The 15,815-nt window shown below is 40.4% G+C and carries 10 protein-coding genes and 1 pseudogene; 5 read left to right on the top strand and 6 right to left on the bottom strand.

Features of this window, described 5'->3' with window-relative positions; translation table 11 throughout:
- Positions 1–27 precede the first annotated feature (27 nt).
- The 5 genes from ABFY09_RS11635 to ABFY09_RS11655 all read right to left on the bottom strand — a co-directional run bounded on the left by ABFY09_RS11635 (position 28) and on the right by ABFY09_RS11655 (position 5,665).
- Positions 28–1,137: a DUF1513 domain-containing protein gene (locus tag ABFY09_RS11635; RefSeq protein WP_347984488.1), complete on the bottom strand. Its 1,110-nt coding sequence runs from the start codon at positions 1,135–1,137 to the stop codon at positions 28–30.
- A 2-nt stretch (positions 1,138–1,139) separates the two neighbouring features.
- A complete protein-coding gene (locus tag ABFY09_RS11640) occupies positions 1,140–2,198 on the bottom strand; it encodes an imelysin family protein (protein WP_347984489.1) in 1,059 nt (352 codons plus the stop codon).
- Entirely contained in the window at positions 2,198–3,580 is a 1,383-nt protein-coding gene (locus tag ABFY09_RS11645; RefSeq protein ID WP_347984490.1) for a di-heme oxidoredictase family protein, read from the bottom strand. The genes ABFY09_RS11640 and ABFY09_RS11645 overlap by 1 nt, the downstream gene beginning before the upstream one ends.
- Before the next feature lie 82 nt (positions 3,581–3,662).
- Positions 3,663–4,958, bottom strand: a complete 1,296-nt coding sequence (locus tag ABFY09_RS11650) for an imelysin family protein (protein ID WP_347984491.1) — start codon at positions 4,956–4,958, stop codon at positions 3,663–3,665.
- A 125-nt stretch (positions 4,959–5,083) separates the two neighbouring features.
- Positions 5,084–5,665: a hypothetical protein gene (locus tag ABFY09_RS11655; RefSeq protein ID WP_347984492.1), complete on the bottom strand. Its 582-nt coding sequence runs from the start codon at positions 5,663–5,665 to the stop codon at positions 5,084–5,086.
- Positions 5,666–6,015: 350 nt separating this feature from the next.
- Here ABFY09_RS11655 and ABFY09_RS11660 point away from each other — a divergent pair, with 350 nt between their 5' ends.
- The 5 genes and pseudogenes from ABFY09_RS11660 to ABFY09_RS11680 all read left to right on the top strand — a co-directional run bounded on the left by ABFY09_RS11660 (position 6,016) and on the right by ABFY09_RS11680 (position 14,600).
- Positions 6,016–7,194, top strand: coding sequence for an NAD(P)/FAD-dependent oxidoreductase (locus ABFY09_RS11660; RefSeq protein WP_347984493.1), 1,179 nt, complete (start codon positions 6,016–6,018; stop codon positions 7,192–7,194).
- Positions 7,195–7,471: 277 nt separating this feature from the next.
- A pseudogene (locus ABFY09_RS11665) lies at positions 7,472–7,754 on the top strand (IS30 family transposase); the annotation flags it as partial.
- A 339-nt stretch (positions 7,755–8,093) separates the two neighbouring features.
- Positions 8,094–10,238 (top strand): heparinase II/III family protein, encoded by a 2,145-nt coding sequence (locus tag ABFY09_RS11670; protein ID WP_347984494.1) that lies wholly within the window; start codon positions 8,094–8,096, stop codon positions 10,236–10,238.
- A gap of 4 nt (positions 10,239–10,242) precedes the next feature.
- On the top strand, positions 10,243–12,396 hold the full coding sequence (locus tag ABFY09_RS11675) for a heparinase II/III family protein (protein WP_347984495.1): 2,154 nt from the start codon (positions 10,243–10,245) through the stop codon (positions 12,394–12,396).
- Positions 12,397–12,845: 449 nt separating this feature from the next.
- Entirely contained in the window at positions 12,846–14,600 is a 1,755-nt protein-coding gene (locus ABFY09_RS11680) for a transporter (RefSeq protein ID WP_347984496.1), read from the top strand.
- Between the two features lie 277 nt (positions 14,601–14,877).
- Here the strand turns inward: ABFY09_RS11680 and ABFY09_RS11685 are convergent, their stop codons facing one another.
- Positions 14,878–15,627 carry a FadR/GntR family transcriptional regulator gene (locus ABFY09_RS11685; protein ID WP_347984497.1) on the bottom strand — a complete coding sequence of 250 codons (750 nt, stop codon included), beginning with the start codon at positions 15,625–15,627 and terminating at the stop codon, positions 14,878–14,880.
- Between the last annotated feature and the right edge of the window lie 188 nt (positions 15,628–15,815).

Consider the following 15,815-nt stretch of genomic DNA (forward strand, 5'->3'; position numbering starts at 1 on the left):
CGCTAGTTTTAAGGTTTGTTTAAAAAACTAGGTAATGATTCGAACTAAGTGGTTATCCCAGTGTTTTTCTTCATGTTTTTGGAGTAAATCGGCATCATCATTCACGGGATTGTGGCGAATAATATGACCTGTACCACTGGTTAGAATAAACTCATGAGCTTTATCAGACGGCGCCAAACCGCAGACATCACGGCAGTTTTTTATGCCTAAGAAGGTTTTGCTTTCTACTTCCCAATAAGCGACTAAACCTCCACGAGGTGTGCTGATTGCCAGCACTTTACCGCTTGCATCAAAACATGCACTGCCACAGTACTGTTTAAAGCGGATTCGAATAGGTTCTGGAATGGTCAAATATTCCATCTTATTGTTATTGATATGAGACAAAGCAACAAGTGGAACAGGTTCCCAAATATCCCCTTGATATTGGAAGGCAAGTGCGACCAAACCATCTGGGTTAACATCTAGATGTCGAATGCTTAGTTGATGATGGTTGGGATCATCATGGGTAAATGAATTGATGACACCTCCGTCTTTTAATGACATATAAGTAACGTTTGGTTGCATTGTCTCCAAGTTCATTACCATACGGTCATTGTCAGGGTGTGTTCTTTGGCCGCCATTAGCAATTACAAGCACTTCATCGTTAAAGAACACAGCTTCGTGAGGACCAATACCATTGCTGTTATAACTCTCTAAAACTTTTAAAGAAGGCCATTCACGAATGAAGGTTTTCCCTTGACCTGAAGGGTAATGGTTTTCTTGGGTTATGAGCTTTTTTCCGTCTGAAGTGAAAAGCGCATGACCATAAAAATGATGCTCTTTTGTTGGTTCTAAACGAGAGATTTTTTGCTGAGAAGCCATATCAAAGAAATCAAGGTAAAAACCAGGGCGTCGAGCCACAATGCCAACAATGGCATTGCTTGGGTGAACCACAGGAGCATGGGCTCGCTCTGGTAATTGTGCTTTCCAGAGTAAAGAGCCTTGAGCGTCGAATAAACCAAAGAAGTGTTCTTTATCATTTAGAGAATAGGCTGAAGCATAAACATAACCACGATTGTCCACAGGTAGCAAGCTTGCCCAAGCAGGCGTTGTAACTATTGCGCTGCCTAATGCTAAAAATGCTCTTCTGGATGGCATGGCTAGTCTCCGTCTCGGCTGTTGAAACCAATTTGAAAGCCTAGGGAAGTGACTAAGCTAGACAGGTAAGACTGGCTACTAGAAATGGATTTTACTAAAGGCTTCGCAAGCGCAATTTTCTCTTCTTGTGTTATGTCTGCTTTAAAGAAATTGCTTGGCAGTTGCAAAGATAATTTAACGTTTTCAATTAGCTGTTGTTCTAGCTGGTCAGCTACGACAGGATTGCTTTGTTTGGCTATGTCAAATAAAGAAGGTGAACCTGAGTGATAAATTTCACGGTACGATTTCAAATTCTTTTGCATTGTCTGTAGCGACAACCCGCTGCGGTAGAACTCAGCTAACTTTAAATTTTCGCGGCCATTATAACCAATTGGAGTTTCTAGTTTGGAGTCTTTCACCGCAGACATGTGCTCAATCCATTGTTGAAGGAATTGCTCTAGCGCAACTTCTTCTGGATCAAACCCCATGCCTTCTTCATCAAACACCCAATCCTGGGCTTTGCTTTCTTTCCATTGTTGGGCAACTGCTTTCGCGCTTTCTAGGTGATGATTTGCAACGCGCTCTAATAAACTGCAATGACTAGTTGAATTCATTGGATCAAAGTCTCGATGAAAAAGAAGACTTTCAATAGCGGTTAAACCACGTACTGCAATACTGGCCGAAGTCCAAAACTTAGGGGCGTCCATGATGGATGGGTCGCCTTGACTTAATGCTCTTAATTGGCGTTGAGTAACGCCTTTTTTGTCTGGCCAATACTCAAAAGCGTAGTAGCGCATGAAGTAGGTTACAGGGCCAAAGTTAAGCCATTGGACTTGTTGCCAATCTAAGGTGTTTTCTTTAAAGGCTTGTTGGGCCAAGTTAAGATTTGCTTCTGAAGGGGAGGCGCAAAATTCATGGCTGGACTTTTGTAGGGCTTCGGCAGAGATAGAGTAAGATTCATAGCCTTGCTTGACCACTTTATCGACTATGCCGTTAAGAGGGCCTTCCCATTGGCCTGCTGATGTGATTAAGGGAAAGGTTACGCTAACGGCTAAAGCAACAAACTTCGGGAAACATTTCATTAAAGCGACTCCAAAAAGTAAATAAGTTTTTGTCGATGTTCTTTATTTAATTGCTTGTAATACTGTTGACTCTGTTTTGCTTCTCCGCCATGCCAGAGAATAGCTTCTTCAATTGTTCTTGCTCGTCCGTCGTGAAGGAAGCCTTGTCTCCCAGAGACTTTGTGAGATAAACCAATTCCCCATAACGGAGCTGTACGCCATTCACTTGGTGTTGCGGAGAAACTAGGAAAACCACTTGCTAATTCTGGTCCCATATCGTGCAGTAGCATATCAGTGAAAGGGTAGAACGTTCGGTTTTCAAGTGCTTCAAACGTTGCATGTTTACCTGTTTCCATTTTTGGAATATGGCAACTTGCACAACCTCCATTATCAAAGATTGTTTTTCCTTCTCTGAAAGTGGAATCACCAAGGTTACGCATGACGGGCGGCGAAGATAAAGAAACAAAAAGATCAACTAAATCTGATTGTTGCTTATCAACCTCTAGGTTACCTAAATGTTCACTGTTTCCATTTTGGCTTGCCATGCACTCTTCTTGAAGTGCTGTGCAATCACCAGATGGAGCAGGGTGAATTGGAGTGGATAATCCCAAATCAGTATTAAATGCTTGTTGGTTTTGGAAACTAACACTTGGGGCTGAAGCTTTGTAGCCAAAACGCCCAATTTTTTTTCCATTGTTTCCGTCAGGTACCCAATTGATACGACCACTAATACCGTCTTTATTTTTGTCATCAGGGTCAGCATTGGCCGCAATTGTAGCACTCGGAATATTATCCAATAAACCCATTCCAACCAGTGCTGGGGAAACCAAAAGGCTAATTCCTGTACTATCCTCTAAGTTTCCATAATTAAGCGCAGTCCAATGTAGCTTTGGTTTTCTTAACTCTACTTCTGTGCCGTCTGTTAATGTTTCTATGCGAAGGTCATATGAAAGGTAGTAGTCACCTTCAGGTTGAATTCCCTGAACGCTATGACTTTGAAACTGACTGCCATAATGACGGTCTCCAATCTTTGGATAAATAAAATCGGCTACGGGTGAGAGTTCTTCGTAAGCTTTTCCAAAACGAATTAAAAAAGAAGGCACTGTAGCCCCACTGATTCCTGCTTCAGGGGCGTGACCTCGCCCGTTATTAATATGGCAATTGTTGCAAGATCGGGTGTTATATAGAGGACCTAAACCATCGCTTGCTGTGGTTGAAGAAGGTGAGGGGACCCAAAACTTTTGAAAGACAGACTCTCCGATTTTGAAGTCGAGCTTATCTTCTAGCTTTATGCCTGAGATGGGGTTTGAATAGGTGTTGGCAAAAGCGTCGTTTTGGAAATAAAAAAAGCTGGCAATGATGCCAGCTATACTAAAGTTTATTACTTTTAACTTATGTGTCATAAATAGACAAATACCATTAACTGACTAAATGACAGATCCTTCCATGCACCCCCATTTAAATTATTATGTAGGGGGTGCTGTATTATTCAAATACCGCGCTTGGGTTATCCAAACTATCAGAGCCTTCTAAAGCGATGCCTTGAAGGTCTAGGTGGTGGATTATCTCTTCAGTTACACGAGTTTCATCAACTAATGAATCAACAAATGTTTGAACCAATTGGTTGCCTGCTGTGTTGTTCATCGCAATCAATACATCGAATGTCTGACCATGTTCAGCGGCTTCAACCATGGCTTGTGCTGCAGTCTCTGTTATTTCCAACTTAGCTTTCATTTCAAGGTCTAGTGCAATGTCTTCTTGAGCAATCAGCTTAGATAGAGATGGTCCTTTAACCCAGCTGCCGTCTACACGCTTGTATTCACCTAAGTAAACATTTTTAATGCCTTGTGCATCGTGGTAGTGAGACCAATGAGTATTATCAGAGAAGCAATCATGTTCTTCTTCTGGATCATGTAGCATCAAACCAAGTTTAGTTCTTTCACCACCAAGCTCACCGTAAGCCAAGCTGCCCATACCTGTTAGTATTGTAGCGAGACCTTCATCAGTAGATTGCTCTAGCAGAGCAACACGAGCTGCACCGCCTTCTTTCCAGTTGTTTGTCATTTCTTCTAAATCAGAAATAAGCAAATCAGTTGCTGCCATTAGGTAATCACGACGACGTTCGCAGTTTCCGTTTGTGCAGTTTTCTAAGTCGAAATCTGTAGCAGGACGCTCACCGGCACCAGGGTTAGTGCCATGTAGATCTTGCCCCCAAAGTAAAAACTCAATTGCGTGGTAACCACTTGCGACGTTTGCTTCAACACCATCCGCTTCTTGCAGTGTGTTGGCAATCAAGTCTGGAGTGATGTTTGTAGTATCTACTGTTTGACCGCCAATAATTAGGCTAGTAGATGCAATGACATTTGCCGAATATAGAGGATTCAGGTCAGACTCTGAACCATAGCTATCTTGAGCAACGTAATCGATAAGACCTTCATCTAGTGGCCACGCGTTTACTTTTCCTTCCCAGTCATCAACAATGGCATTACCAAAGCGGTAAACTTCACTTTGTTGGTAAGGTGCGCGAGCTGCAATCCAAGAGGTACGAGCAGCTTGTAAATTGGCTTCTGTAGGTTTGTCTAAGAATGCATCGATTGTTGAACGTAAAGTTTTTGCTGTAGACAAAGAGTCACTGTAAATCGCTTCAGCAATATCCGCATAATGAACAACAACAGCGTCCGCCGTTACTGTGCTAGATTCATTTTTTACTGCTGCTGGGCCGCACGCTGTAAGCATTGCACCGGCAACGCATATTGCGATAGGGGTTAACAATCGTTTCATGTTTCGAGCTCCAATGTTAGTTTGTGAAATCATCATATTAGAAATGAAAACGATTATCAACAAGGTATTGCTTACATTCTTGTCTTTTTTATTTCATTTTTTCTGTTCATATTGAGCGTGTGAATTTAGTCGCATTGGTAATGAAATCGAGTGTTCGATGCGTTATGAAGATTGTATTCACATGCTTTGTCCCTGAGCAGGCTTTGCCCTTCCCAAGAAACGCTCATTGAAATGGGCGACTTATTTTTATAGCTTGGAATGAATCGGTAGGCAGCAATAATATCTATGGAGCTGTTTGGTCCAAGCTCGACTGATTGTCCTATTAAGCGTTGGCGTGTTTCTGTATTGTATAGCGTGTAGTCAGTTGTGTATTCCTGATCACCATTATCGTGGGTGAAATTCAGCCAAATTCTACGATATGTTTTTACTTCTGCTGTGGGGTTGCTCAAGCGTAATTTCGTGTAAATGACTTGTGATCTAGATAGTGTTGATTGAGCATTGTTGCTTACTTTTAGAAAAGAGGTGCTTTTTTCTTGCCATGGCATATTGCTTCCAAAAGAAACATCAACTATTTGAATAGTTTGTTTGGAAAAGTGCCTGCTTATGATGTCAAGGGCGTCTTTTGCTGGTGCATACAAAGCAAGGGCTATGATTGCGATGAATACTACTTTGTGTGTTCTGCGAATAGTGGGGTTGATTGTGATCATAATCATATCCTTAAAAATCAGCATTACTGTTTATTTGTACAGTACTGTATAATTATACAGTCTTTTTGTATAGATCTTTTTTGAAATATTTGCTGTTTTTTTTTGCATTAGTGCTTGCTTCTATTTGCTTTTTATTTTCTATAAATATTTTTTAATAAATGTTTGATTTTATTTATCTTGTTGAATTTAAAAAAGTATTTTGTGATTCCCACAGCCTTTTTAACTGTTTTTGTGGACAGTATTTTGTTTGCTGAATTGCTTGTTGTAGTTTGGAGAAAGGCTTCACAATCCAGTGTAAAAGTTAAAGTGAAGCACTATAATGCAGCCACATTTAAGTGATGAGGTAAGTTGTGGATAAAGTTGATGTTGTGGTGATTGGTGCTGGTGCTTCGGGTTTAATGTGCGCTGCGACTGCAGGGTATCGTGGTAAAAAAGTGCTTGTCTTAGATCATGCTAATAAAGCTGGAAAGAAAATTTTGATGTCTGGTGGAGGGCGCTGCAACTTTACTAATATGGATGCTGCCCCAAAACATTTCTTATCTGATAATCCTCATTTTTGTATTTCTGCACTTCGCCGTTTTTCATCGCAAGACTTTGTTGATCTAGTTGATCGTCATGGGCTTGAGTATGTTGAGAAAACGCCCGGCCAATTGTTCTGTCAACATTCTGCAAAAGATTTACTGAGTATTTTGATGACTGAATTGGAATGGTCTGGTGCTGAAATAAAGTTAAATACTAAGATTCATTCAATAGATTATCGAGCTGATGACATTCTTGTGAGTACCTCTCAAGGGGCTTTTGTTTGTTGTTCATTAGTTATTGCTACAGGTGGTTTGTCGATTCCTACAAAGGGTGCGACTGGTTTTGGTTATGATATCGCTAGGCAAGTGGGACATGAAATTTTACCTACTCGGGCAAGTTTGGTGCCTATTACAGTGCAGCCGGATAGGAAGGCGCAATTTTCTGAATTGTCAGGTGTTGCTTGTGGTATTGCAGCTACTGCTAATGGAACGACTTTTCAAGAGCCAATGCTGTTTACTCATCGAGGGGTGAGTGGTCCATCAATACTTCAAATTACGAACTTCTGGCAACCTGGAGAAGAACTCTTAATTAATATCGCTCCTGATATGTCACTAGATGGTTTGCTGGATGTTCGCCGGAGTACGCCTAAGAAAAGTTTCGAAAGCGTACTGTCTAATACGTTACCTAAGCGTTTGGTTGAGCTGGTTAAAAAGGAATTTGCATGGTTAAGCGAGCGCTCAGCACAAACATCGAATCAACAAATTGAATCCTTACATCACTATTTGACAGACTTTGATATTTCGCCAAACGGTACTGAGGGGTACCGGACTGCAGAAGTAACACTTGGTGGTGTGAATACCAGTGAAGTGTCTTCGAAGACTTTTGAGTCTCAGAAGCAAAAAGGTCTTTATTTTATTGGTGAAGTACTTGATGTGACAGGCTGGCTTGGTGGCTATAACTTTCAATGGGCGTGGGCAAGTGGCTATTGTGCCGGTCAGTATGTTTGATCTGGGTTGGGAGCTTTTTTAGCTTTAAATGTGATTGTTTTTTAATGTTTCTAGCTGTGTAACGAAAGATACAATCCACGAAAAACAGTAATAAAACTCCTCATCAATACATGACTTAATTTCGGGTGAATTCTGTATTACGGTGTAATAAACCTAATGTTAGGTACTTTTTTAATTGAAATCGACTGGAGTCCTGAGCAAGTCTCTAACGTACTCAAAAGCTATGGTATTCCTGTTAGTCGTAAAGAGATTTATCAATATATCCATGATAACAGAAGAAACAAAGACGCGTTTCTATCTAATTAAAGAGAGTGAGTTCAAAGTCAGCCCAAGAGGTGGCTGAAGCAACCATAAAGCTATTGATGTCAATTACAGCGGATAATGGTCGGGAATTTGCTTATCGCACTGAGGTATTAGAGGCGAAAGTATATTTTGCTCACCTATATAGCTCTTGGGAGCGTGAAGCGAATGAAAATAGCAACGGCCTTTTAAGGCGGTACGTGCCTAAAAGCACTGATTTAATAAGCGTTACAGAAGAGAAAATACACTTCGCGGTGAGATGAATAAACAATCGTCCAAGGAAGTGTTTAGGGCTCAACTAGTCAGCTGTTGTTTTTTTAGGCAGATGTTCTTGGCTATTTGAAGTGAAAAGAGTTGCACTTGGGACTTGAATTCAGAATATTCTTCTATTACTAAATTGTAGCTTTCATAGATGTATAGCAGTTGTTTGCTATCTTGTATTTGCTGTTGGATTGATTTTTTTTGTATTATAATAGCATTAATAAGCACTAAGTTAATAAAAGCATACCGGGGCTTGCCAATGGTTAGGGCGAGTCGCGGTATGCTTTTATTATGCGCAAATTAAAATAAATACGAATTTAGTGATGGAGACGATGCACATGCAATCAGTATTATTTACGTGTAATGAGCTTAATTTATTACAGGCTCAGGTCGGACATTCCAGTTTGATGGGGAAAACCATCGCCGGCAATCAAGAACAAGTTGATGCATTTATGCGTTTGCCACTAGAAGTGCCTGGCCACGGTGAAGCTGGTGGCTACGAGCATAATCGCCATAAGCAAAACTACAAGTACATGCATTTGGCGGGTAACCTATTTCTTGTAACGAAAGAGAAAAAGTATGCTGACTTCGTCATCGCATTACTTTCGCTCTATGCTGATAAATACCTTACTTTCGGCTTCCACGTTCAAAAAAACACCAATCCTACTGGTCGATTATTTCACCAAATACTAAATGAACATTGCTGGTTGATGTTTAGTAGTTTGGCATATTCCTGCGTATCTCATGAAATGACAGAAGATCAGCGAAATCACATTGTGGATAAATTGTTTGACCCTATGTTGGACATGTTTACTGTTAAATACGGTCATGACTTTGATCGTATTCATAATCACGGTATTTGGGCTGTAGCTGCAGTGGGTATTTGTGGTTTGGTAATCGGTAAGCGTGAATACCTAGATAAGGCCGTTTATGGCATGGCAAATAATGAAACAGGTGGTTTTCTTGCCCAGATTTCGCAGCTTTTTTCTCCAGCTGGCTATTACATTGAGGGTCCTTATTACCACCGTTATGCAATTTACCCAACCTGTGTTTTTGCTGAAATACTGCATCGTCATATGTCTGAAGTGGATATTTACGCTTACAAAGATGGCGTTATCGGTCGAACAGTGAAGGCTTTGCTTGCTACAGCCTATCCAAACGGTAAGTTTCCAGCGTTAAATGATGCTTCCCGTAGTATGGGGATTACAGACGCTGGTGTACAAGTGGCTGTGAGCGTATTGGCTGAGCATTATGGTTGTGATGAAAATATTGTTGGTATGGCTGAGCTTCAAGGTGAAGTATGGTTGCATTCATGTGGTTTGTCTCTATCGAATGAACATGAAAAAGCAAGAAAGTCCGGCGATATTGTCGTTCCTTATTGGCCTAGTATCGAGTTAAATGAAGGTGCAGAAGGTGATAAGGGAGCTCAAGGGTTCTTGCGTCTTCAAGGAGAAAATAACGATATCGCGCAATTGAACATGAACTATGGTCAACACGGTATGGGGCATGGTCATTTTGATACGCTTGGTATTACATTTTTTAACCGTGGCCAAGAGGTATTGAAAGAGTACGGCTTTGCTCGTTGGGTGAATGTTGAACCTAAATTTGGCGGCCGCTATTTGGATGAGAATAAATCCTACGCTCGTCAGACGATTGCACACAATATCGTGACGGTTGATCAGAAAACTCAAAACAATTTTGATGTAGATAAAGCGGACTGTGTTCATGGGATCCCGCACTTTTTTGTTGGTGACGATGAAACTTGTTTAGGTGTAAGTGCTTTTGCAAATGATCATTACGATGATGTAAAAATGCAACGAAGTGCGTTTCTGTTGAATGATGAACACTTTGAAGCGCCATTATTGATTGACTTGTTCCGTTTAAAAACGGATACAGAGCATAGTTATGATTATTCCCATCAATATGCAGGTCAAATTGTCAGAACGAACTTCACTTACACATCATGTGCTGAATTAGAGCCATTAGGCGCAGATAATGGTTACCAGCATTTATGGAAGCTTACTTCTGGCAGTGTGCCAGAAAGTGCTCTAGTGAGTTGGTTGCAAGGTAATGCGTATTACTCTTGGTTGGGTACAAGCTCAAATGAATCCAATGAAGTGATTTTCACTACGGTAGGTGCAGCTGATCCTAGCTTCAATTTACGAAACGATTCTGGCTTTACATTGCGTAGTCAAGGCGGCACCACTTTATTTGCGTCTGTGTTGGAAACTCACGGTTACTTTAATGAAGAGTTTGAGCAATCAACAAATGCCCGAGGCAAGATTTCAAATATTAAAGTGATTGGTCATAACGACTTGGGTTCCGTTGTTGAGATTACATCCAATGATGCAATCTTTATTTTGATGGTGAGTAACCAGCCAGATTGCCAAGAAAGTACTGAGCATCAGCTTGAATTTTGTGGGGTTGAATATCGTTGGACAGGGTTCTATTCATTAAATATCTGTCCAGCTGAAGGGGAATAAGAATATGAGTTACCAACCATTATTACTAAGCTTTGATGAAGCAGCAGTGTTGGCAGAAGAACTAGAAAAAAATTCTTTGTTGGGGCGCGGTTTGCGTCGCGATATGGCCAAAGTAAAAGCTTACATGGACAGTATTGGTATTGAAGTGCCGACTAAACAAGGCGAAGCGGGCGGTTATGAGCATAATCGTCATAAGCAGAATTATATTATTATGGATATTGCTGCGCGCTTATTTTTGATCACAAAGAACGATATGTATCGTGACTACATTGTGACCATATTGACGAAATACGCGCACGTTTATCCGGAGTTAGAAGACAACACAAGTCGTGATTCAAATCCTCCTGGTAAGCTTTTCCATCAAACATTAAATGAAAATATGTGGATGCTTTATGCCTCTTGTGCATATAGCTGTGTTTACCACACGTTAACGGATGATGAGCGAACGCTGATTACTGAGAACTTGTTTAAACCAATGATTCACATGTTCGTTGTCACATACGGTAAGGACTTCGACATTGTTCACAATCATGGCTTATGGGCTGTGGCTGCTGTTGGTATTTGTGGTTATGCCATTGGGGATCAAGAGTCGGTTGATAAAGCGCTTTACGGTTTGAAGTTAGATCGTACTAGTGGTGGCTTTTTAGCTCAATTGGATAATTTGTTCTCTCCTGACGGTTATTATATGGAAGGACCTTATTATCATCGCTTTTCCTTGCGCCCTATCTTTTTATTCGCAGAAACGATTGAGCGTCGTCAACCTGAGTTGAAAATTTATGAATATAACAACTCGGTTATCAAAACGACTTCTTATGCTGTGATGGCGACGGCTTTCCCTGACGGTAGTTTGCCAGCGCTTAATGATTCTTCTAAGACAATCAGTATTAATGATGAAGGCGTAATTATTGCCACAAGTGTTTGTTTTCAGCGCTATGAGCAAAATGACACGCTTATCAGTATGGCGAACCATCAGCAAGATGTATGGATTCATACTTCTGGTGCGGCATTATCTACCGCAGTCTCAACTGCCAAAAAAATTAAACCTTTCTCTTGGGGCAGTATTTTCTTGAGTGATGGGCCAAAAGGTGAAAAAGGTGGCGTAAGTATTCTTCGTCATCGTGACTCTGAAGAAGACGACACCATGGTGTTGTTATGGTTTGGTCAGCATGGCTCAGATCATCAATATCACTCCGCATTGGATCATGGGCATTATGATGGTTTGCACATGAGTGTGTTTAACCGTGGGCATGAGGTTTTGCAGGATTATGGTTTTGGTCGTTGGGTCAATGTTGAGCCTAAATTTGGTGGTCGTTATATTCCAGAGAATAAAACCTACTGTAAGCAGACTGTTGCGCATAATACTGTGGTTGTTGATCAAAAAACTCAGAATAAATTCAATACTGCATTGGCGGAAACTAAGTTTGGCCAAAAGCACTTCTTTGAAGTGGAAGACACTAAGTTGCAAGGTGTTAGTGCCATAATTGAAGATTATTATGATGGAGTAACAATGCAGCGAAGCATTTTAGTTGCGGATATTGAAGAGTTCGAGAAGCCATTAGTCATTGATGTGTATCGAATTTTATCTGACGAAGAGCATGAGTATGACTTGCCATTCCATTTCAAAGGACAAATCATTCGTACCGATTTTGACTACAGTATCCCGGCTAAGCTTTCTCCTTTAGGTGCGGATAATGGCTACCAGCATTTATGGAAGACTGGAGAAGGCAAGGTCGAGGGCAGTGCTTTGGTTAGCTGGTTGCACGATAGCAGTTATTACAGCCTTGTTTCGACGGCTCCAAAAGGCGGTGAGGTTATCTTTGCTCGTATTGGTGCTAATGATCCTGATTTCAACTTGCGTGCGGAGCCTGCTTTTATCTTAAGACAGTCTGGCAGTAATCATGTTTTTGCCTCTGTATTAGAAACTCATGGCTATTTTAATGAGTCAATAGAGGCTTCTGATGGTGCTCGTGGTTTAGTGTCTGAGATTGAAGTTCTAGCTGAAAACGCAGACGGTACAGTGATTGAAATTAAAACCGTAACTGGTTCTGTGTATCGTTTCGGGATTTCAAATAGAAGTACTGGTGAGCAGAGCAATGAGCATACTATTCCAGCGAGTCATGAAGTATTTAGTTGGAAAGGTGCTTTTTCAGAGCTCTAATTAATAATGTATTTAAGCTGAAATGAAGTTATTTGGGTAAACCAACTTATCAGAAGATAAGTTGGTTTTTATCTAGAATAATTAGCGAAAACTTACCCTAATATTTGTATTTTGTATCATTGTGTAAAAGCCTGAGGTTATTGAGCTGATTTGTATCAAAAAAGGCTCAGCGTTGGGGGAGAAATTTCTTGCTCTCGAGTGTTTTTTATTTGTACTATTTTATTATTAAACTACAAGTTAATGTTTTTTGGTCGCATCGGCCTTGAAGTAGAAAAGATTTTCAATTTTGATCCAAGGTCATCTTGCTGTAATTCACTGCTCGATTTAGTGTTTGTAAGTTGATTTGAAGTGTCTGGTTGAATTGGTTGTTCCCACTTTACAACTTGTGTTGTGGGTTTTTTTAAATCATGTGATAGCTAGCAATATTACAAAAATAAAAGGATAGTGATGTGGATATTCTTATCGTCGGAATATATTTTTTATTCTTAATTGCCATTGGTTGGATGTTTAGAACTTTCACCAGTACAACAAGTGATTATTTCCGCGGTGGCGGTAACATGTTGTGGTGGATGGTTGGTGCAACTGCGTTTATGACACAGTTTAGTGCTTGGACATTTACAGGGGCAGCTGGTAAAGCTTATAACGATGGTTTTGCCGTCGCTGTTATCTTTGTTGCAAATGCATTTGGTTACTTGATGAACTATTTGTATTTTGCTCCTAAGTTTAGACAGCTTCGTGTAATTACTGTTATTGAAGCCATTCGTATGCGATTTGGTGCGAAAAATGAGCAGGTCTTTACTTGGTCTAGTATGCCAAATAGTGTTGTATCGGCTGGTGTTTGGTTGAATGCATTGGCTATCATTGCTTCTAGTATCTTTGGTTTTGATATGGTTACAACTATCTGGGTTACAGGTCTTGTAGTCTTGGTGATGTCTGTAACAGGTGGTTCTTGGGCCGTTATTGCCTCTGACTTCATGCAAATGGTCATTATCATGGCGGTAACTGTAACATGTGCTGTTGTGGCTATTGTTCAAGGCGGCGGTGTTAGTGAGATCATTGCTAACTTCCCTGCAGATGAAAATGGCTCATTCCTAACGGGTAATAACTTGAATTACCTAAGCATCTTCGGTATCTGGGCAATATTCATTTTCTTCAAGCAGTTCAGTATCACAAACAATATGTTGAATGCTTACCGTTATCTGGCGGCAAAAGACTCTAATAATGCTAGAAAAGCGGCACTGTTAGCTTGTGTGTTAATGACAATGGGCCCTCTAATTTGGTTTATGCCTAGCTGGTTCTTGGCGGGTCAAGGTATTGATTTAGCAGCTATCTATCCTGAGCAAGGTAGTAAAGCAGCAGACTTCTCATACTTGTACTTTGTTCAGGAATACATGCCAGTAGGTATGGTTGGACTACTGATTGCGGCAATGTTTGCTGCAACAATGTCTTCTATGGACTCTGGCCTTAATCGTAATTCAGGTATTTTTGTAAAGAACTTCTATCAAACAATTTTGCGTCCAAAAGCGGCTGAAACAGAGTTAGTGTTTGTATCAAAGCTAACATCGACTTTCTTCGGTATCGCCATTATCTTGATCGCCTTGTTCATTAACTCTTTAAAAGGGTTGAGCTTGTTTGACACCATGATGTACGTAGGTGCTTTGATTGGTTTCCCTATGACGATTCCTGCTTTCTTAGGTTTCTTTATTAAGAAAACGCCTGATTGGGCTGGTTGGGGTACATTGGTTGTAGGTGGCTTGGTGTCTTACTACGTTGGCTTTGTCATCACTCCTGAACTTGTGCAGAACGTATTTGGTCTTGAAGAGTTAACTAAACGTGAATGGTCTGACTCTAAGGTTGCTATCGGCCTATTAGCTCACATTGTTTTCACTGGCGGATTCTTTGTATTGTCTGTCTTGTTTTACAAGCCCCTTAGTGAAGAGCGTCAACGTGATGTTGATTTGTTTTTCAATAATTTGGCGACACCTTTGGTTTCTGAAGGTAGTGAACAAAAAGCATTGGATAACAAACAGCGTAAGATGCTTGGTACATTAATTGCCATTGCTGGTATTGGTGTGATGGGGATGTGTATTATTCCTAACCCATTATGGGGGCGCGCTGTGTTCTTGTTATGTGGTGTAATTGTATTAGCAGTTGGCTTGTTGTTAGTTAAGGCTGTTGATGACTCTGTAGAAGCGGAAGCTTAAGCAAATTTAAGAACACTAGCTAAACTAAAATATTAGTTTTCCAAGAGATATAATAATTATATTGTTATATCTCTTTTTTTGCTTTCGATTCATTGTGTGCTCTGACCGAGCATGGCTTTAGAGATGGAAAAATTATAGAAAGGAAAAGGTTTAGTGGTTTTCAGGAAAGGATTGTTTGTTTGCATCGTCAGGAGAATATCTGACGATGTTGTTCTTTGTATTTGGGGTGTTTGCGGGGCTGAGAATTAAGAACCAGTTTATAATGAGGTTATACTTATTAATTTACCGCTGCTGTCACAGGAACACTCAAAGGCTCATCTGGTAGTCGGTGTTTACCTGATTGAAGGTGATCTTGTGACGCTTCTCGGGCTTCTTTACTCTTGCCTGCCATGATTGCTTCGTATATTAAACGATGCTCGTTTAAACAAACATCACCATCTTTTGAAGAGTGGATGATGAAGGTTTTAAACATAGTGGTTAGAATGTTCCCGAAAGGAAGATAAAAATCATTATTCGTAGAGTTAAAAATTAACCGATGAAAACTTAGGTCTACCTCAGTCCATGCTTCTTGATTAAAGTTTTTCGTAATTTTTACCATTTGTTCAAAGGTTTTGGAAAGTTCATTCCTTTGCTCTGGTGTTGCGTTCACCGCAGCTAATGCGCATGCTTCAGGCTCAACGGCTCTTCTAAGTCCTAAAAACTGGCTGCAGAATACTTTTGAGTCACTAAGGCCATCCATCCACTCAATCATTTGTGGGTCTAGAAAGTTCCAATAAGCTCTGTTTACTACTTTTGTTCCAATCTTTGGGCGTGACTCTAATAACCCTTTTGAGGTGAGAAGTTTGATGGCTTCTCTTAAAGCGGTTCGACTAACGCCAAATTGCGAGCAGAGGGTCATTTCATTTGGAACAATAGAGCCTTGGGCTAATTCTCCAGATAAAATTCGGCGTGCAATACTGCGAGCAACCTGTACATGTAAGCTTCTTGATGATGTAGAGATGCTTGAAAAATTATTATTATTAGTCATGGTGTCCTTCATTTCCAGCATTGGAGGCGATTGTTTAAATTGTTTTTGGCTCAAGGTTTAATGTCTGTTCAATAATTTTAACACATTTATGTGTTTTTTTTATGAATTTAAAGAAAGTCGAACTGAAAATTGGCTTATTTCTTATATTTTCGACTTGTTGGTTTCAGCTAAATTGTTTGTACCGTCTG

The sequence above is a fragment of the Marinomonas sp. 5E14-1 genome (genome assembly GCF_039939215.1).
Classification (GTDB): Bacteria; Pseudomonadota; Gammaproteobacteria; order Pseudomonadales; family Marinomonadaceae; genus Marinomonas.